This is a genomic window from Nocardia pseudovaccinii NBRC 100343 (genome assembly GCF_001613225.1).
GTDB classification, from domain to species: domain Bacteria; phylum Actinomycetota; class Actinomycetes; order Mycobacteriales; family Mycobacteriaceae; genus Nocardia; species Nocardia pseudovaccinii.
In genome coordinates, this window is sequence record NZ_BDBY01000120.1 from 1 (window position 1) to 17,913 (window position 17,913).

Consider the following 17,913-nt stretch of genomic DNA (forward strand, 5'->3'; position numbering starts at 1 on the left):
ACCGCCGAGCGCGAGGTCACCCGAGAATTGGGGCGGCGGATCAAGGGTATGCGCTGACCGCCGTTCTGTTGGCGCTGGTGGCCGCGGTCGGCTACGGCGTCAGTGATTTCTTCGGTGGGGTGGCATCGCGGCGGGTGACCGCCCTGCGCGTCGTGATCATTTCCTATCCCATGTCGGTGCTGTTCGTCCTCGCGCTGCTGCCACTGTTCGACGGCACTCCGGACACCGCATCGATGCTGTGGGGACTGGCGGCCGGTGTGGCGAGCGGCTTCGCGGTGTGGTGGTTCTATGCCGCGCTCGCCAGCGGTCCGATGGCGGTGGTTTCGCCGCTGACGGCCCTGCTGGTCGCGGGTATTCCGGTGCTGGTCGGGCTGGTGCTCGGCGAACGCCCCGGCCCGCTCGCCATCGCTGGCATCGTGTTCGCGCTCGGTGCGGTATACCTGGTGAGCCGCGAGTCGCCCGATGACGTCACCGAGGAGATCACCGGTGGGCGTGAGCTGCGATTCACCAGGAAGGTCGCGCTGCTCACCATCGGTTCGGGTGCGGCCTTCGGACTCGCCTTCGTCTTCCTGCACGAAACCAACGCGAGTGCCGGGGTCTGGCCGCTGCTGGCCCAACGCGGCGCGGCAAGCCCGATGGTCTGGCTCATCGCATTGTCAGTGGGGGAGTTCCGGCCGCTGCGCGGTGAACCACTGCGGTTGGCGGCCTATATCGCGGTGCTGGACACCATCGCGAATGCCGCATTGCTGTACGCCTTCCATGGTTCGATGCTCTCGCTGGTCAGCGTGATCGGCTCGCTGTACCCGGCCGCGACCGTCCTGCTGGCGATGGCCCTACTCGGTGAGCGGGTCGGGCGACAGCAACAGGTCGGGATGGTTTTGGCGCTCGCTGCGGTCGGCTTGATCGCGGCGGCCTGATCGAGTTCGCCGGGTCCTGACCCGGCATGCTGGTGCGACTGATGGGGCTGGATGTACGGCAGTGACATCACGGTGTGGTGCGCCCGGCAACTGATTCCGCGCAGGTCAGAGGACTGAATTCGGGTATGGGGATAATGGAATGAACAGCGGGTCGCCGAGTGTTAACATGACTAGCCCGACAAGGTGTCGGGACGTACGGGGCTGAACGGTTTCGACTGCGTACGTAGATTTAGGGGAAGCGTGTCGGTGCAGGCAAGAGACCACCGTAAGCGTCGCTGCAACCAATTAAGCGCCGATTCCAATCAGCGCGAGTACGCCCTCGCTGCCTAAGTAGCAGGTCGTCTCTGTCAGTCCGGGTTCGTCCCTCGACCCGGGTACTGGCATCAGCTAGAGGGAATTACCGTCCGGCTCGGTCGCGGAGTCGGACGGGACATCCAACAGCGACTGGGATCGTCATCCGAGCTTGTTCGCGAGACCCGGAGATCCGAGTAGAGACCTAGCGGACTGCACACGGAGAAGCCCTGAAGACGCGGCGGAGGACCCGGGTTCGATTCCCGGCAGCTCCACTCGAAAGGCCCGGTCCACACGGACCGGGCCTTTGTCGTTTCGGTGGATCGTTCGGAACTACAGGCAGATGCCGCCGAGGTTCATTGCGGTGACGGTGGTGTATCCGGCTGCTGGTTGGTAGTCGGGCGGGCCGTCGTAGTAGACGGCGCTGACGATGTGCTGGCCGACGGTGTCGGGAATCCAGAGGATGCTCGCGGTGCCGTTGGTGACCGGTACGGTCCCGACGATATTTCCGCCGAGGCCGGGCAGGCGGCTCGTGAATTCGACGACACCGCTTTGTACCGGAGTGCCGTCGGGGCGCTGCACGGTTGCCTGCGCAGTCTGCCCACAGCCGACCGCGGCGATACTGTTCGCGCCGAGTGCCGGGCCGACCATCGTCACCGACAGCGTCGGGGCGATCATCGCATTCGCTTGGGGTGCAAAGGTTGTCGGTACTGCCAGACACGCAGCCGCCAGCGCCACACCGGCTGCGCCGCGCGAGAGTCCGCCCATCATGCCCGCCTTTCGCTGTGCCGACCGAGCCGCTCCTGGCCCGGGCGTAGGTCGTCGCACGGTACCTGAGACGCGGATCACGTCGGCGCAGGCCGCGCCGAGAATCTTCGGAAAGGTCGGAGCATCGCCCGAGCTGACGGCTGCCCGGCATTCCCGCCCGAAACCGTGTGGCACGGAGTTAGTGTTGCTCCGCGCTACATAGCCACGTTCCAGCAAACCTCGGACGGAGCGTTATGGGACACAGGACAGGCATCGCCGCGTGCATCGCGGCCGGGCTGTTGATCATCACGAGTTGCGGAACGTCGACGGACACCACCGGAACTTCCACGCAATCGACCGCGTCGGGCGCCGAGCCCGCATACGTCGCCGCTATCCGGCCGGTGATAACCACGCTGATGAAGGACAACGCCATTCCGGGCGCTGTGGTTGTCGTCAAATCGCCGAAGCAAGGCGATTGGGCCGCGGCATTCGGTACGCGTGCCATCGGCACGAGCGAGCCGATCGAAGTCGACGACTACTTTCGCGTCGGCAGTAATACCAAGACGATGACGTCGACGGTCATCCTGCAGTTGGCGCAGGATGGCAAGCTCTCGCTCGACGACCCCATCGACAAGTATTGGCCCGGCGTGCCGAACGGTGATCGGATCACGATTGCTCAGCTGAACGAAATGCGAAGCGGGCTATACAGTTACACCTTCGACCCGCAGTTCAATGCCGCGCTCGACAACGAGCCGCAGAAGGTATATACGCCGGAGGAATTGCTGGCCATCGCGTTCGCGCACCCGGTGAACTTCCAACCCGGCGAAAAGTTCGAATACAGCAATACCAACTTCATCCTGCTCGGCCTGGTCATCGAGAAGCTCACGAAAATGACTGCCGCCGAGAGTTTTCAGAAGCGCATCTTCGAACCGCTGAGCCTTACGCACACATCACTGCCTGCGCCCACGGACTCCTCGATTCCGGATCCGCATCCCCAGGGCTATGCCTTCGGCACCAACGTCTCCACCATCGACACCTACGCACTTCCTCCCGCGGAACAGGCCGAGGCCGTCGCGGGCACCCTGAAACCGGGCAACCAAACAAATATCAACGTCTCTTGGGCGTGGACCGCCGGTGGTGCGATCTCGACGGCCGCCGATATGGCGACGTATGTGAAGGCGCTCGTCGGCGGTGGTCTGCTCGATGCGAAGATGCAGAAGACTCGATTGGACAGCATTCAGCCGATCGATCCGGCCGACCCGGACCAGGCCGGATACGGCCTCGGCATCGTGCGATTCGGTACTCACCTCATCGGACACGACGGTCAGCTCCCGGGTTTCATGACCTTCATGGGCCACGACCCGGCATCGGACCTCACGATCGTGGTCGCCACGAACCTTGCGACGGTTCCCTCGGGTGAGGGGTCCGCTCTGGTGCTGGTCAAAGGCATGCTGCCGACCTTCTACGGTGCCGATGCCCTGCCGGGGAAGGATGTGGCGACCACCGGCGCGAGTCCGACCAGCACCACCGAGGCGACTACCCCCGGTCGATGACATGAAGGTGATCTCGGATGGATGAGACCGACGTACTCATCGCGGGCGCAGGCCTGATCGGCCTGACCACGGCGATCGAGTTGAATTCATCGGGTTACCCCAGTACGAGACGGAGCGGATCCTGCGGGACCGCCATGCATGAATCAGCTGGAAACCGCGTGAGCTGAATTAACGCGCGGTCGACGCGGCCCGGAAGATAATGCGACGTAGCAGGCACACGAGGAGGAAGCCGTGCGGTACCGGTCCGGGCTGGAGGGCGAGGCGACATTGCGAGTCGCCGTCGAGTTCACCGATACCGCGCGCCGATCGCTCGGCATCACATGGTCGGCCGCCAACGCATCGGCTGCCCGCAAAAAGTTCGAGTACGCACGGATCTTCCTGGTGGTGCTCGGCGGCGATCCGCAGCGGATGTACCTGGACCTCGTGGACCGACGACCGTCGGCGTCGGTGCGGCTACCGGTTGATCTGGCCGACGGCGAGTACGCCATCGAAGTCGACGCCTATGGCAGCGCGAGTTGGGGCGATGGCAGGTTGGATGCCCGCGGTCGCAGCGTCTCGTTCACGATCGGCCCCGGCGAGTCGGGCTAGCAGGGGCCGCGGGGTTCAATTTCCATCTTCATCGGCGTAGCCTCGGTCCTGTGCTGCGCGGCCAGCGAATGCACCAGATCGATCAGATTGCCTACGGTTACCAGACTGTGCACCTGATCATTTCGCAGTGGGCGGGCCAGTGAATCGCGGCGGAACTGCGGTAGTGCTCGCTCGAGATGGGCCAACCCGGCCTCGCTGACCGCCTCGCTCGGCGAAGCCGTCGTCCGGAATGTCGCCACGCAACAGCGCGGCGACATCGGCGCCGGAGATCTCCACACCGGAGTCCCGGTGGATGCGAAACCACATATCCAACAGGTCGATCGACTCAGCGCCGAGCTCGTCGATCAGCGACGACTCCCGGCTGATCCGGGTTTCTTTCAGGCCGATCGCGTCCGCGACGGACGTGATGACCACGGCCGTAGAGATCTTCGGCTCTCATGCGAAGACTCCGGCCCGTGCACCCGGGCGTGGATCTCGATCCGATCCGAGCGGCCTGGTTGCCGGGCATAGCAAGTCAGATTGGTTGTGAATCAATGCAATTCGTCAGATCGAACCGCTACCATGGGGAAATGACCGCGATGCGGGTTGGTAACGGGACGTGGTCGTTGCTGCGGGTCGCCTGCGCAGGCGCTGGCATCAATGCCGAAGGGGCCCAACTACTTCGAGTGACCGACGAGATCGCCTACCGGTTACCCAGGGGTGTGGTGGCGCGGATCGGGGCACCCGGGCAAGAGGGTGCCGCCAAGCGCGCGGTCGATGTCGCTCGATGGCTCGGGTCCGCCGGAATTCCAGTGGCACAGGTGGTTTCCGAGCTTCCGCAGCCGGTGGTGGTGGACGATCGCGCGGTGACGTTCTGGCACGAGTTGCCGCAGCACCGCGTCGGCACACCCGCGGAGGTGGCCGCGGCGCTGACACGGCTGCACGGGCTGGCGCCGCCGACCGATTTGGAAATCGGACAGGTGGCGCCCTTCGTGGGACTTGATGAACGCATCGAAGCCGCGCACACCATGAGCGCGGACGACAGATCCTGGCTGCGTAGGCATTTGGCGGAACTGCGGGGTCGCTGGGCCGCGCTGCCGTCCGGACGGCCGTGGTCGGTCATCCACGGCGCCGCGTGGAGCGGCAATGTGGTCGTCGCGGAGGACGACAGCGTGATCCTGCTCGATACCGGACTGGTGTCGATCGGCCCACCGGAATGGGATCTGGTGCATGCGGCGATCGAATGCGCGTCGTTCGGCTGGATCACCGATGCACAGTATGGCGAGTACTGCCAGGCCTACGGCTGTGATGTGATGCGCTGGGACGGCTTCTACCTGCTGCGCGATATCCGGGAGTTCCGGATGGCCACGATGGCCGCACAGGCGGCCGCCGCGAATTCGGAGTACCAGGAGCAGGCGGATCTCCGCCTGGCCTGTGTGCGCGGCGATATCGGCCCACGGGTGTGGGACGGATGGACGGCGCTGGCATAACCCGCTTCTGACGGTGAGCGGCGGACGTCCGGCAGGACGTCCGCCGCATCGAGTTCAGCCCTGCTGGGTCGGTACGACGATGAGCTCGGCCACATTGACCCGCGGCGGTGCGGCGACGGCGTAGGCGATAGTATCGGCGATATCGTCCGAACGCAGGATTTCGAGTTCGCTGCGCCACTGGGTGAGCCCGGCCCGCTGCTCTTCATCGCGCATCCCAGCACCGAGTTCGGTTTCGACGAATCCGGGTTCGATGTTCTTCACCCGGACACCGCGCGGGCCGAGTTCCGCGCGCAGATTGCGGGTGAGATGGGCAACCGCGGCCTTCGTAGCGGTGTAGACGCCGTAGTTGGGGAAGACGGTATGCCCGCCGATCGAGCCGACATGCACGAGATCCGCGCGGCGGCCATCGCGTGCCGCGGCGAGCAGGTCATCGATGAAAGCCCTTCCGGTGTAGAGCAATCCATTGATATTGGTCCCCACCATCTGGTCCCATTCGTCGGTGTCTGCGGCTTCGAACGGCGCGGCGAGCATGACGCCCGCATTCGCGACCACCAGGTCCACCGGGCCGAATGCCGCGCGCACCGTCGCCGCGGCGTCGCGCATTGACTGCCGATCGGCCACATCGGCGACTACCGCGAGGGTCGGTCCGCCGATCTCGGCGGCCAGTTCTTCGATCCGATCCTTGCGACGGCCGAGCAGGGCGACGCGGGCGCCGTTGTGTGCGAGCTGTCGGGCGGTGGCGGCGCCGATACCACTGGATGCTCCGGTTACTACCGCGGTGCGGCCTTCGAGGTTGTTTGTCATGAGCACCACGTTCGTATCCGAGATCGCTACCCGCCAGGCTGCGGACTTCCTGGTAGTAGCGGGGCCACCCAGGCCAGGCCCGGTTGTCCTACCCTCGGATGCATGGACTCCGAGAACCGATTGGGCGTGTTCCTACGCGCCCGCCGCGAACTGGCGCGTCCGGAGGAGTTCGGGATTCCGGGTGGCGGCCAGCGGCGGGTGGCCGGACTGCGCCGCGAGGAAGTGGCCATGCTCGCGGGCATGAGCGCGGACTACTACGTACGGCTGGAACAGGGACGGGATAAGCATCCGTCCGAGCAGGTCGTCGAGGCATTGGCCCGGGTATTCGCGTTGGACGAGGAAGGGATCGCGCACCTGCGCGAGTTGGCGCGTCCGACGGCGCGGCGCAAGCGGGCAACTCGACGGCCCGAGCGGGTCGCGCCCGGGCTGTTGCGTCTGATGGATTCCTGGCCGAATACGCCCGCATTGGTACTCGGTCGGCATATGGATGTGCTCGCCGCGAATCCACTGGCCACCGCGGTCAACTCCTGTTCGGCCGAGGGCGTCAATATGGTGCGGGCGATCTTTCTGGACCCGCAGGCGCGTGCGTGTTATGCCGACTGGCCGAGCATTGCCGCCGATACCGTCGCCAGCCTGCGTGCCACCGCGGGCACCGATCTCGACGATCCGCGCCTGACCGAACTGGTCGGCGAATTGACGCTGAAAAGCGAGGATTTCCGGCGGCTGTGGGCCCGTCATGACGTGCGCGCGAAAACCGCGGGCGTCAAACGTTTTCGCAATCCGTTGGTCGGCGACCTCACACTGTCCTACGAAACGTTCACGGTCAACGGAGCTCCGGGCCAGATCCTCATCGCCTATCACGCCGAGCAGGATTCGGCCGATGAGCGCGCACTCGCGTTGCTCGGCATGATCGTTGCGGGTGAGGTACCCGAATCAACTTCCGTACCAGCGGATTCGGATAGCTGACTCGGTTTCGGAATCGGCGTTCACGGCACCTGTGACCGCAGGAATTCGATTGCGGCAGTGGGTTGCGAGCCCGCTGTGCTCTCATAGGCAGTGGTGAAGGCTTCAGTACCGAGTGCTTCGCGGGCTCGGTCTGCCGGTGCGACGAGATTGTCGTACCCGCGCCTATCCTCTGCGCCGAGCATGGCGGCCGCCGCACCGAGTAAGCGGGCCGCGGCGGTTGCGTTGCCGTCGCGCATTGCCAACGCGGCATACAGGTGCGCGAACATTGCCAAATCGTCCGGTTGTGCCCCGTTCGCAGTCGTCATCGACCCGTTTCGATCGATGATCAGCCCCTTGGTCGCCGTATCGAGCACCCGCCGAGCCCGCACCGGATCGTCGTCGAGAATCGCGATGAGCGCTCGAAAACCACTACTCCGAGACCGGATTCGAGTACCGAAGGCGGTGTTCGCGAGACCGGTTTCGGCCCGCTCGAGTTCACGCAGTGCCGCTTTCCGGTCCCCGCGACGCAGCAAATACTCCGCACGCGCAAGCCGCACATAAGTCGCGGTACCTGGCTCTCCGGCTGCCTCGACGTGTTGTCCGGCCCGGGCCAGCGCGACTTCGGCACGGTCGAGTTCGCCGAGTCGAGCCAGTGCGGTGGCCGATTCGGCACGGACGGCCGCGGCATCACCCGCACTGCCGAGCTCTTCGAAGGCCGCAGCGGCACGGGTGAGCGAACTGATCGCCCCAGAAAGATCACCACGGCGCAGCTGGTCCTCCGCGATCGACTGAAGTGTCGTCGACAGACCGAAGCGTTCGCCGACTGACTCGAACTCCTTTTTCGCACTGACCAATTGATCGATGCTCGTACCGCCGAGTAAGAGTGCGAAACCCCGCTCCCATCCGAGGAGCCCTGGCCATGAAGCCGAAAGGCCCTGCCCCTCGAGGAATGCGGGCGCTACCAGCAACACCGTACGAGCAGGTCCACTGGGTAAACCTGAGCTCCTCGCGATTTCGAGACCGGCCGCCACCGCCCGCGTCCCGTCCTCGATCGCTCCGCCCTCATACCTCGACAACCCATCGAGCACACCGCGCAATGCCCGCAGCTCGTCCGGCACCCCGCCCTGAAGCTCCGACACAGCCCGCATCCAGTGCAGCCGTTCGCTGTGGATCCCGCGCAACGTCCAGTACCAGAACATTGCCGCGATCAGCCGAATGCCCAACTCGACAGCACCGGTGTCGACCGCGAATCGCAATGCGGCGGCGATATTGTCGCGCTCGGTATCGAGCCGAGCGAGCGCATCGAGCTGCGCGGCGGACCGCAGTTCGGCCTCCGCCGATTCGGCGAGACGCAGCAAGTACTGCGCCTGCCTGCCGCGAACCGCATCCATCCGGCCGGACTCCGCCAGCCGTTCCAGCGCATACGACCGGATCGTCTCGAGCATCCGATATCGCTCGCCGCCGCGTTCGACCAACGACTTGTCCACCAACCCGGTGAGGAACTCGAGATCGTCGACAGCATCAAGGGCCACACCGGCTGGAAAGACCGCCAGCCACATGACAAGTTCACGTTCGGGCTCCGACAGCGGCGCCCAACTCCACTCGATGACCGCACGCAGTGTCCGATGTCTGGCCTGGGCCGTCCGGCTGCCGCGACCGAGCAGTGTGAACCGATCATCGAGCTTCGCCGCGATCTGGCCGACCGAAAGCGCCCGCAGCCGCGCCGCCGCCAATTCGATCGCCAGCGGCAAACCGTCCAGCCGTCGGCAGATCTCGACCACGGCGAGGGCGGTACCGGCATCGAGCGCGAAATCCGGACGGACCGCTCGCGCGCGTTCCACGAAAAGCCGCACCGCAGGAGAGCTTTCGGCGGCGGCCGCATCATCGGGCCAGGGCAGCGGGTGAATCTGGTGAATGTGTTCGCCATCGACCGCGAGTGATTCCCGGCTGGTAGCCAGCACACGCAGCTCCGGACACGCACCGAGCAGCCGGTCCACGAGCTCGGCGACCGCATCGACGAGGTGTTCGCAATTGTCCAAGATGAGCAGGACATGTTGTCGCGCAAGGAATTCCGTCAACCGATCGACGGGATCCCCCGCCGACGGCTCCAGCACCCTCACCTCTCGCACACCGATCGTGGTGAGCACCGCAGACGCAACCTGTTCCGGATCGCGCGCCGCGGCGAGTTCGACCAGCCAGACGCCACCGGAAACCCGCTCGCCCACTTCGACGGCGAGTCGAGTCTTACCCGCACCACCCGGTCCGACAATGGTGATCAGCCGGGCGGCCGCGAGTCGCGCCGTCAAATCGGCCACATCGTCTTCGCGCCCAACGAAACTCGTGACCTGGGCGCGCAGGTTGGTGCGTCGGCGCGGCGCCGCGGATTCCTGCCGCAAAATCGACAGGTGCAGTTCGCTCAGTTCGGGTGACGGGTCGATGCCGAGTTCGTCGCCGAGCCGATCCCTGATGCGTTCGAAGGCCGCCAGCGCATCGGCCTGCCGACCCGCCGCATACAGCGCACGAATCAACAGGCCCTGGATGCGCTCGGTCAGCGGATGCGCCTCGGTCAGCGCGCGCACTTCGTCGAGGACATCATTGCCCGCGGCGACTTCCAGCCCGAGCCGATGTTCGGCCGCGCCGAGCCGCAACTCGTCCAGCCGCACCGCCGCATCGGCCGCGAACCGCAGCTCCAGCAGTTCGGTCAGCGCCGGACCCCGCCACAGGGACTCGGCCTCGCGCAATGCGGACAGATCATCCGATTCCCGCCCGGCCGCAGCCAGGCGTTCGAACCGGACGACATCCACATCGACCGGATCGATGACCAGCCGATAACCGGGCGCGAGTCCCTCGACCCGCGTCGTGCCGACCGCGCGCCGGACGCGAGACACCAAGGCCTGCAACGCATTCGCACCGTTATCCGGCGGGCGTCCGTCCCAGATCGCATCGGCGAGTGCGTCGGCGGGCACGACCCGGCCGGGTTCCATGGCGAGCCGGGCCAGCAATGCGCGGACCTTGACCCCGGCGATCCGAAGCGGTCGGTCCTCGTCATCGCGGACCTCGAAGGGGCCGAGCAGCAATACACGCACGGCAGTAAGCCTGCCGTATCGGGCAGTGGAGTCGACGTTCTGGTGGATCGGCTAACGACTGTGCGGGAGGATGCCGAGTGTCACGGCCAGTCCGGCCGCGATGCATCCGGCGGCCGCCGCGCTGGTCGGGAAGGAACGGGTGATGGTGGCGATGCCGGCCACGAAAATCAGGCAGGTTGCCGAGGCCAGCAGCGCGGTTCCACGATCGACACCGGCGGGGCGGTGAAATCGCTTGTGCGTCACTGTCATGTTCATGGGGTACCCGTTCGGCGAGTTATGAAACTGTTATCGACCGCGACAGGCCGAATCATTCCGTGACAACTGCCGTCTCCGGCGCATCTCGAGTGGTAGGACTGGCAGATGGGCAATGACGAGACGGACCCGGACCTGATCGAACTCGCCACCAAGATCTTCGATCTGGCTCGGCACGGCGATGCCGAGCGGCTCACGGCGTACCTCGATGCCGGGGTCCCGGTGAACCTCACCAACGACAACGGCGACACGCTGCTCATGCTGGCCGCCTACCACGGTCATCAGGACGCCGTCCAAGTGCTGCTCGCGCGTGATGCCGACCCGAATCGAGCCAATGACAAGGGACAGACCCCGCTGGCCGGTGCGGTCTTCAAAGGCGAGACCGAGATCCTGCGAGCACTGCTCGCCGCCGGTGCTGATCCGGATGCCGGGACACCGTCCGCGCGGGCCGCCGCCGCCATGTTCGGCAAGAACGATCTGCTCGGCTTGTTCGGGGCGTCCTGAGCGTTGACCGATTGCCATGAGCAAGAACGCGGATTCGGCTGCGTTCGTGCGGGTCGGTATAGTCGCCGCGGATGAGTAGTGTCACCACCCCAGATAGGTCGAAGCCCGTGAACCGACGATTCGGGCGCGCGGTGTGGCTGGTGCCGGTGCTGCTCGTCGCCTTCGCCACCTGGTGCCTGATGGCGCCGCTGTGGCCCTTTCACCGGATCACCGGTGGGTTCATCGACCTGCAGGTCTACCGGCTCGGCATCGAGGCGCTGCGCGACGGCGCGGATATGTACGGCCAGTTGCCGCAGACCACGATCGGCATCGGCCTGCCGTTCATCTATCCGCCGTTCGCCGCACTGGTGCTGAGCCCGTTCGCGTTGCTGCCATGGGATGCCGCGGCCTTCACCTTCTTCATCTCCTCGACGCTCGCGCTGGCCGTCACGCTGTATCTGGTCGCGCGGCGCCGCTGGCCCGAGCGCGGCGCGTTGCAACTCGCGCTGCTCGCCACCTCCTGCGCGACACCGCTGGCCATGCTGCTGGAGCCGGTTCGCTCCACACTGGACTTCGGACAGGTGAACCTGCTGCTGATGGTGCTGGTCGCCGCGGACGCGCTCACCGCGAAGCCGAAATGGCGGCGCGGCATGCTGGTCGGCGTTGCCGCCGCGATCAAGCTGACACCGGCCGCATTCGTGCTCTACTTCCTGGTGCGCCGGGATTATCGCGCTGCGGTGACAGCCGCGATCACCGGCGCGGTCGCGACCGCGCTCAGCTTCGCGATCCTGCCCAAGGAATCGGTCAACTACTGGTTCGGCGGCCTCGGCAATGTCTCCGGACTCAGCGGTTCCTCCTTCCACACCAACCAGTCGATCCAGGCCGTGCTCGCCCGATTCGGCGTGGAGAAGCCGCTGTTCACCGTGCTGTGGCTGGTGCTGAGTGCGGCGCTGCTCGCGCTGGTGGTCCCGGCCATGCGGCAGGCCGCCGAGGTGCCCGCGCTCGCGCTGTCGATCAACGCCGTCTTCACGCTGCTGGTATCGCCGATCTCCTGGTCGCATCACTGGGTGATGATCGCGCCCGCGCTGTTCGCGATGGTCTGTTACGCGACCACACTGTCGCGCGGTCGGGCGATCGGCTGGTATGTGGCGATCGTCCTCACCGCGGCGGCATTCGTGTACGGGCCGCAGAACTGGCTGCCGGGCGACAATCGCCGTGAATTGGCTTGGACGCCTTGGCAACACCTGTGGGGAAACACCTACGTGTGGTTGAGCGTGTTGCTGGTCGTTGCGTATCTCGTTGCCGGAAAGCGGGCGAAGTCGCAAGCGAGCGAACGCGATTCCGCGCCGAAGGATACCGATCTCGTCGATCTGGCAGGTCCTCGCCCGGCGGCCTGACAGTTTCTGGGATGCTGGGATTTTGGACGGAGGGCGCCGCGTGGTCGCGATCGATATCGAACGGAATCCGAAGTCGGCGTGGCCGCTGACGCCCCTGCGTGCGGTGCACGCGCGCGGGCTCGGCGGGGTGCCGCCGACGGCATTGGTGCTGATCGGGATCGTCAGCGTGCAAGTCGGCGCGGCGCTGGCCAAGCAGCTGTTCACCGCCACCGGGGCCGCGGGTGCGGTCACGTTGCGCCTGTTCTTCGCCGGGGTGGTGCTGCTGGTCGTCTGGCGGTCCGCGCTGCGGATCGAGCGGCGCGCGCTGCCGGTGGTGCTCGGCTACGGCACCGTGCTCGCCTCCATGAATCTGTGCTTCTACCAGGCCATCGACCGGATTCCGCTCGGTATTGCGGTCACCCTCGAATTCTTGGGGCCGCTCACCGTCGCACTGGTCGGCTCGCGGCGCTGGACCGATCCGGTGTGGGCCGTACTCGCCGGTGGCGGCGTACTGCTGCTGACCAAGGCGGGCGGCGATGTGGGCTGGTCGGGTGTGCTGTTCGCGCTGGCCGCGGGAGCGCTGTGGGCGAGCTACATTCTGCTGAGTGCCGCACTCGGTGACCGGACCAGCGGCGGTGGGGGATTGGCCATTGCGATGGCCTTCGGCGGTGTGCTCATGGTCCCGGTCGGCATTGCCGACGCGGGCGCCACACTGTTCCAGCCCTCGGTCCTCGCAGCCGGTTTCGCGGTCGCGATGCTGTCGTCGGTGCTGCCGTATTCCGTGGAACTCGAAGCGCTGCGACGCATTCCACCGCGCGTCTTCGGCGTGCTGATGAGCCTGGAACCGGCGGCCGCCGCACTCGCCGGGCTGATTGTCCTCGGCCAGATCATGCACGCGGCGCAATGGGTTGGCGTCATCTGCGTGGTGGCGGCCTCTATCGGAGCCACCCGAACCGCACGGCGGAAGTAGTCAGCAGTCCGCACTACCCGGCGCGAAGATCGGGATCTCGCACCACCACGGCTTGATCACCGGCGGTGTCGCCGGTGCGCCCGCGACGATCCAGTCGCCCTGAACCGATACCTCGCGGCGCGACAGCGGTTCATTAGCCGGACCGGTCGCCACGGATCCGTCGAGATTGAATTTGCTTCCGTGACAAGGACAGTTGATGGTTCCGCCCGCGATTTCGTTGAGGGCACAGCCCTGATGTGTGCAGATCACCGAGAAGCCCTGGAAATTACCGGGATTCGGTTGGGTCACGACGGTGTCGCCGAGGATGAGCCCGGAGCCGACCGGTACGTCGGAGACGCGGGCGATGGCGTTCTCCGGTGCGCCTGCCTCGACCTGCGGTGCCGGTGCGGGTTGCTCCCGGACCTCTTGCTGTGCGGCGGGTAGCGCTGCGAATGCGCCTGCGACGATCCATTCCCCCTGTATCGAGATGGTCCGCGCGGCGAGCGGTTGGGTGGCCGGACCGGTTGCGACGGAGCCGTCGAGATTGAATCTGCTGCCGTGACAAGGGCAATTGATGGTGCCGCCACTGATCGTGTTGACGGCGCAGCCCGCGTGCGTGCAGATCACCGAAAAAGCTTGGTAATTACCCGGACTCGGATGGGTGACGACGGTATCGCCGAGTAACACCCCGGACCCGATCGGTACGTCGGAGGTGCGGGCGAGCGCGGTGCCGGGGGTGGGTTCCGGCCCGGCAGGCACCTCGGTCGGGGGCGGCGGCGGTTCGGCGGCAATGGAACTCGATGTCGTCGTCGGTACTGAGGTGGAGGTAGTGGAGGTGACTTGTGTCGACGAGCTTTCGCTCGTGGAACAGGCCGCGACAACTGCCGCGGCCCCTGCTCCGATGACGATTGTTCGACGGTTGACGTGTTCGACGCTCATCATGACCTCGGCGTTGTCGGCTCGTTGTAGTAGGAGTTACGAGATAGCCGCCGATTAGGTTCGAGGTCGTTTCGGATTCTTGCCGAAGTTGGCGCTGCCTACCGCCCGGGTGAGACTGGGACCGGACGGGGCAGCCATCGGCCATTGAACGCAACGGTTCTGAGACCAAGGGTGGGTGTTCGATGAGACTCTCCTGAGAAAACCTGGCGGCGCTACCCGTAAGTGCGCGGTTCGACCCGTAGGCTGGGCCGATGCGGGCGATTGCGTTCTACGAATTCGGCGGTCCGGACGTACTGCAGATCGTCGACATCCCGATCCCGGAACCGGGCCCGGGGCAGGTCCGAGTCGCGGTGCGGACCACCGCGGTGAATCCGGTGGATTGGAAGATCCGTTCCGGCGCACTGTCTTTCGGCGAACCGGTGTTCCCGCAGTATCCGGGTGGTGAGATCGCGGGGGTGGTCGACGCGGTCGGTCCGGATGTCACCGATGTCGTGGTCGGCGACGAGGTACTGGGCTGGGCGGTCGCGGCGTACGCGGAGTACACCCTCAGCAATGCCGTCGCGAAGAAACCCGAGGAACTGTCCTGGCCGGATGCCGCATCGCTCCCGGTCGCGGTGTCCGCGGCGGAGAAGTCATTGGCGGCACTGAAAATACAACCGGGCGAAACGCTGCTGATCAATGGTGCGTCCGGTGCGGTCGGGTCGATGGCGGTGCAACTGGCCGTGGCCGAGGGCGTCACCGTGATCGGCACCGCTTCCGTGGCCAATCAGGATATTGTGCGCGAACTCGGCGCCACCCCGACCACCTACGGCGCCGGTCTGGTCGAGCGCGTCCGCGAACTCGCGCCGAACGGCATCGACGCGGTTTTCGACGCGGCCGGATACGGTGTGCTGCCCGCCGCCATCGAATTGCGCGGCGGCACCGACCGGATCGTGACGATCGTCGATCCGGCGGCCCGCGAACTCGGCATCACCTTCCTCGCGGGCAGCGGTCCCGAGCGGCCTACCGAACTGCTCGAGCAGGTCGCCGAACGCGTCGCCAGCGGTGCGTTCCGGCTGCCGGGCGAGGCGCGGACCTTCCTGCTCGAGCGGGCAGCAGCCGCCCAGGAGGAAAGCGAAAAGGGGCGTGGCCCAGGCAAGGTCGTCCTCAACGTGAGCTGACCCCGGTCCGGAACGCCTTGTTGCGAACGACAATCGGCGTACCATCTTTTCTTGCCGTGTGCCGATAGGAGCGGCGGCAAGGAGGAGGACGGGCGCGATGGTCGATAGCCCATCGGCTGACGGAACGAGCCGCGGTGTGCTCGACGCCGGTTTCCAGATACTGGAGGCCATTTCGGCGGCACCGGAGGGCTGTGGACTGTCGCAACTGGCACGCACCACCGGATTGGCGAAGGCCACCGCATATCGATTGGCCGAGCAGTTGGTGGCGCTGGGCGCCGTGCAGCGGGTGGAGCAGCGGTATTTCGTCGGCGAGCGGATGGCCGAGCTCGGGCGGCATTGGCAGGCCGCGCCGATTCTGCGCCGGGCCGCGCAACGGCCCGCCAGGGTATTGTCCGCCTTGACGAATTCGACTGTCGCGGTGTGCATTCTCGACGTGGACGAGGTTCGGATGGTTTCCGGGATCAAAGGCGCCGAGTTCTTCCTCAACACCGCCGCCGATCCGGAGTTGGTCTATCGCACCGCGCTGGCGCAGGTGCTTTTCGCGGGACGGGCCGACAATACCGTCCCGCCGCCGACCTATTCGGCCGCCGAATGGCAGCGAGTCTGCTCCGGAATCGTCGATGCGGGAATGGTTTCCGTTGACCATCACAAACTGATCGCCGGGATATGTTGTGCCGCAGCGGCAATCCGTCAACCGGGGATTTGCGATGCGGCCGCGATCGGCTGTATCTCGCTGTCCCAACAGTTTCCGCCGAATCTGCCCGGCCTGGTCGCACATACCGCCCGCGAAATCGAGAAGAATCTTCGCTGATCGGTTCGTTCAGTGGACCGGGCCGTTCTGCCCGCTCGGCCCGGGAATCAGGATAGATGGGCTGTCGAACGCCGCGAGTAAGGGCCGATCCACCGATGCAAGACTCAGATCTCTGGGGCCACCGCTACGTCTCCTCATCCGTCACCGAGAATGGCCGACCACGATTCCTGCTCCGCGGCACCCGGATCACCCTGTGGTTCGTCGACGAGACCCGCCGCCTGTCCGCACACGCGGGTGCCAATACCGTGATGTTCGAGGTGGATGCCGACAGCGGCGTTCTGAAAACTCGATCCCCGTTCTCCACCGTGCTGTCCTATCCGCCGGAATTCGCCGACCAGGACTCCTGGCTCACCGAATTCCTGCTCCTCGCACCGACATGGACCACCACCGGCGACGGCACCCTCATCCTCAGCGACGACCGGATCAGGATCGAGCTGCAGCAGACCGCTGACTGCCCCTGATACCTAGGTCGCCGGGATGAGGAAGCTTTCGACAACTCGGCGGACCTTGGGCACCGCGTCGACTTCGCCGAGGCGCAGTGCGGTATTGGCGGCACAGAGGACGGCGTCGATCTGGAAGGCGGCGAGATCGATATCCAGATCGGCGATTTCGCCCGCATCGACGGCATGCCGGAGTTCGCGCGCGATGGTCCCCACCCACTCCCGCTGCTCGTTGACCAGCGCATCGCGCACCGGACCGGGACGGCTGTCGAACTCCGCCATATTCGCGACCCGCAGGCAGCCGCCCGCGAACAGCGGTGTCTGCGCGTAGACGATCCAGCATTCGATCAGGGCGCGAAGTCGTCGCACCCCATGCGGTTGCGCGCGGGCGGGACGGATGACGGCATCGATGAACATATCGCGGCCGAAATCGAGCGCCGCGAGTTGCAGCGTCTCCTTGGTCTTGAACAGGGTCTGTACGCCCGCCTTGCTGAGCCCGGTATCAGTGGCCAGCTTGCCGAAGCTCAAACCCTCGAGACCGTCGAGGGATGCGGTGTCGACCGCTTGGCGCAGCACGAGCTGGCGACTCCGTGCACCGCGCTGTAGGCGCTTGTCCTCCGTCGTCATAATTGAAGAGTACGTCCGACCGTATGGTTAGACAATCGGCGGCACCATCGCCTGCAGCAGATCGCGCAGGGTCTGCTGCTGTACGGCGGTGAGCGAGGTCAGTGGCGACTGCGCCCCGAGCAGGTCGAGCGCCTCGGCGCGCCGCCGCTTCCCTGCGGCTGTCAGCACGATCTGTTTGGCGCGGCGATCGGTCGGATGTGGTTGCCGCCGAACCAGATCCTGCTGCTCGAGGCGGTCCAGCACGAAGGTCGCATTCGATGGCTCGCACGACATTCTGGTGGCCAATTCGCGCGCGGTAATCGGATCCGACAGCTCGCGCAGGGCGATCACCTGCGACGGCGTCATATCCAACGCCTCGGCGACGCGGCGAACGTGCACGTCGAGGCGGTGGGTGAACTCGTGCACCAGCTTGCAGACATCGCGATCGATCTCGGTATCCACGACGAGATTTGGTGGCGCCTGCTCGTTCATGCCGT

At 65.8% G+C, this 17,913-nt stretch carries 19 protein-coding genes and 1 other RNA gene; 12 read left to right on the forward strand and 8 right to left on the reverse strand.

What is annotated here, in order from left to right:
- Nucleotides 1–53: 53 nt before the first annotated feature.
- Together NP3_RS14095 and ssrA are read left to right on the forward strand one after the other, a co-directional pair.
- Nucleotides 54–917 carry a DMT family transporter gene (locus NP3_RS14095; protein ID WP_174566214.1) on the forward strand — a complete coding sequence of 288 codons (864 nt, stop codon included), beginning with the start codon at nucleotides 54–56 and terminating at the stop codon, nucleotides 915–917.
- A gap of 197 nt (nucleotides 918–1,114) precedes the next feature.
- Nucleotides 1,115–1,486: a transfer-messenger RNA gene (gene ssrA, locus NP3_RS14100) on the forward strand.
- 55 nt (nucleotides 1,487–1,541) lie between these two features.
- Here the strand turns inward: ssrA and NP3_RS14105 are convergent.
- Nucleotides 1,542–1,976, reverse strand: a complete 435-nt coding sequence (locus NP3_RS14105; RefSeq protein WP_157124303.1) for an Ig-like domain repeat protein — start codon at nucleotides 1,974–1,976, stop codon at nucleotides 1,542–1,544.
- Nucleotides 1,977–2,209: 233 nt separating this feature from the next.
- Between NP3_RS14105 and NP3_RS14110 the strand changes: the two genes are divergently transcribed.
- Both NP3_RS14110 and NP3_RS14115 read left to right on the forward strand, forming a co-directional pair.
- The gene (locus NP3_RS14110) at nucleotides 2,210–3,508 is read left to right on the forward strand and encodes a serine hydrolase domain-containing protein (RefSeq protein ID WP_063041432.1); all 1,299 of its coding nucleotides are present in this window, start codon (nucleotides 2,210–2,212) and stop codon (nucleotides 3,506–3,508) included.
- Nucleotides 3,509–3,739: 231 nt separating this feature from the next.
- Nucleotides 3,740–4,096: a hypothetical protein gene (locus tag NP3_RS14115; protein ID WP_063041434.1), complete on the forward strand. Its 357-nt coding sequence runs from the start codon at nucleotides 3,740–3,742 to the stop codon at nucleotides 4,094–4,096.
- A 117-nt stretch (nucleotides 4,097–4,213) separates the two neighbouring features.
- Here the strand turns inward: NP3_RS14115 and NP3_RS14120 are convergent, their stop codons facing one another.
- A complete protein-coding gene (locus tag NP3_RS14120) occupies nucleotides 4,214–4,510 on the reverse strand; it encodes an acyl carrier protein (RefSeq protein WP_063824765.1) in 297 nt (98 codons plus the stop codon).
- A 155-nt stretch (nucleotides 4,511–4,665) separates the two neighbouring features.
- Here NP3_RS14120 and NP3_RS14125 point away from each other — a divergent pair, with 155 nt between their 5' ends.
- Nucleotides 4,666–5,565, forward strand: coding sequence for a phosphotransferase family protein (locus NP3_RS14125; protein ID WP_063824766.1), 900 nt, complete (start codon nucleotides 4,666–4,668; stop codon nucleotides 5,563–5,565).
- 54 nt (nucleotides 5,566–5,619) lie between these two features.
- On the opposite strand, the gene NP3_RS14130 is transcribed toward NP3_RS14125, so the two are convergent.
- Nucleotides 5,620–6,369, reverse strand: coding sequence for an SDR family oxidoreductase (locus NP3_RS14130; RefSeq protein ID WP_063041483.1), 750 nt, complete (start codon nucleotides 6,367–6,369; stop codon nucleotides 5,620–5,622).
- A gap of 102 nt (nucleotides 6,370–6,471) precedes the next feature.
- On the opposite strand from NP3_RS14130, the gene NP3_RS14135 reads away from it, so the two are divergent.
- Complete coding sequence (locus NP3_RS14135) at nucleotides 6,472–7,335, forward strand: helix-turn-helix transcriptional regulator (protein ID WP_063041436.1); 864 nt, start codon at nucleotides 6,472–6,474, stop codon at nucleotides 7,333–7,335.
- 20 nt (nucleotides 7,336–7,355) lie between these two features.
- Here the strand turns inward: NP3_RS14135 and NP3_RS14140 are convergent, their stop codons facing one another.
- Both NP3_RS14140 and NP3_RS14145 read right to left on the reverse strand, forming a co-directional pair.
- Complete coding sequence (locus NP3_RS14140; protein ID WP_063041438.1) at nucleotides 7,356–10,400, reverse strand: ATP-binding protein; 3,045 nt, start codon at nucleotides 10,398–10,400, stop codon at nucleotides 7,356–7,358.
- 51 nt (nucleotides 10,401–10,451) lie between these two features.
- Entirely contained in the window at nucleotides 10,452–10,649 is a 198-nt protein-coding gene (locus NP3_RS14145) for a hypothetical protein (RefSeq protein WP_084508582.1), read from the reverse strand.
- A 111-nt stretch (nucleotides 10,650–10,760) separates the two neighbouring features.
- On the opposite strand from NP3_RS14145, the gene NP3_RS14150 reads away from it, so the two are divergent.
- From NP3_RS14150 to NP3_RS14160, 3 genes are all read left to right on the forward strand, one after another.
- Complete coding sequence (locus tag NP3_RS14150) at nucleotides 10,761–11,156, forward strand: ankyrin repeat domain-containing protein (RefSeq protein WP_040694299.1); 396 nt, start codon at nucleotides 10,761–10,763, stop codon at nucleotides 11,154–11,156.
- Nucleotides 11,157–11,263: 107 nt separating this feature from the next.
- A complete protein-coding gene (locus NP3_RS14155) occupies nucleotides 11,264–12,532 on the forward strand; it encodes a glycosyltransferase 87 family protein (RefSeq protein ID WP_245720932.1) in 1,269 nt (422 codons plus the stop codon).
- Nucleotides 12,533–12,572: 40 nt separating this feature from the next.
- Nucleotides 12,573–13,481, forward strand: a complete 909-nt coding sequence (locus tag NP3_RS14160; RefSeq protein ID WP_063041444.1) for an EamA family transporter — start codon at nucleotides 12,573–12,575, stop codon at nucleotides 13,479–13,481.
- Here the strand turns inward: NP3_RS14160 and NP3_RS51485 are convergent, their stop codons facing one another.
- Nucleotides 13,482–14,402, reverse strand: a complete 921-nt coding sequence (locus tag NP3_RS51485; RefSeq protein WP_373864756.1) for a QcrA and Rieske domain-containing protein — start codon at nucleotides 14,400–14,402, stop codon at nucleotides 13,482–13,484. It lies immediately after the preceding gene.
- Nucleotides 14,403–14,650: 248 nt separating this feature from the next.
- Between NP3_RS51485 and NP3_RS14175 the strand changes: the two genes are divergently transcribed.
- The 3 genes from NP3_RS14175 (at nucleotide 14,651) to NP3_RS14185 (ending at nucleotide 16,831) form a co-directional block, all read left to right on the forward strand.
- Nucleotides 14,651–15,559 (forward strand): NADP-dependent oxidoreductase, encoded by a 909-nt coding sequence (locus NP3_RS14175; protein ID WP_063041450.1) that lies wholly within the window; start codon nucleotides 14,651–14,653, stop codon nucleotides 15,557–15,559.
- A 97-nt stretch (nucleotides 15,560–15,656) separates the two neighbouring features.
- Nucleotides 15,657–16,370: a helix-turn-helix domain-containing protein gene (locus tag NP3_RS14180; RefSeq protein WP_084508578.1), complete on the forward strand. Its 714-nt coding sequence runs from the start codon at nucleotides 15,657–15,659 to the stop codon at nucleotides 16,368–16,370.
- Between the two features lie 95 nt (nucleotides 16,371–16,465).
- Nucleotides 16,466–16,831 carry an META domain-containing protein gene (locus NP3_RS14185; RefSeq protein WP_063041454.1) on the forward strand — a complete coding sequence of 122 codons (366 nt, stop codon included), beginning with the start codon at nucleotides 16,466–16,468 and terminating at the stop codon, nucleotides 16,829–16,831.
- Between the two features lie 3 nt (nucleotides 16,832–16,834).
- Here NP3_RS14185 and NP3_RS14190 read toward each other — a convergent pair whose 3' ends face one another.
- Both NP3_RS14190 and NP3_RS14195 read right to left on the reverse strand, forming a co-directional pair.
- Nucleotides 16,835–17,437 carry a TetR/AcrR family transcriptional regulator gene (locus NP3_RS14190; RefSeq protein WP_063041456.1) on the reverse strand — a complete coding sequence of 201 codons (603 nt, stop codon included), beginning with the start codon at nucleotides 17,435–17,437 and terminating at the stop codon, nucleotides 16,835–16,837.
- Nucleotides 17,438–17,464: 27 nt separating this feature from the next.
- Nucleotides 17,465–17,908 (reverse strand): MarR family winged helix-turn-helix transcriptional regulator, encoded by a 444-nt coding sequence (locus NP3_RS14195; protein WP_063041458.1) that lies wholly within the window; start codon nucleotides 17,906–17,908, stop codon nucleotides 17,465–17,467.
- Nucleotides 17,909–17,913 lie beyond the last annotated feature (5 nt).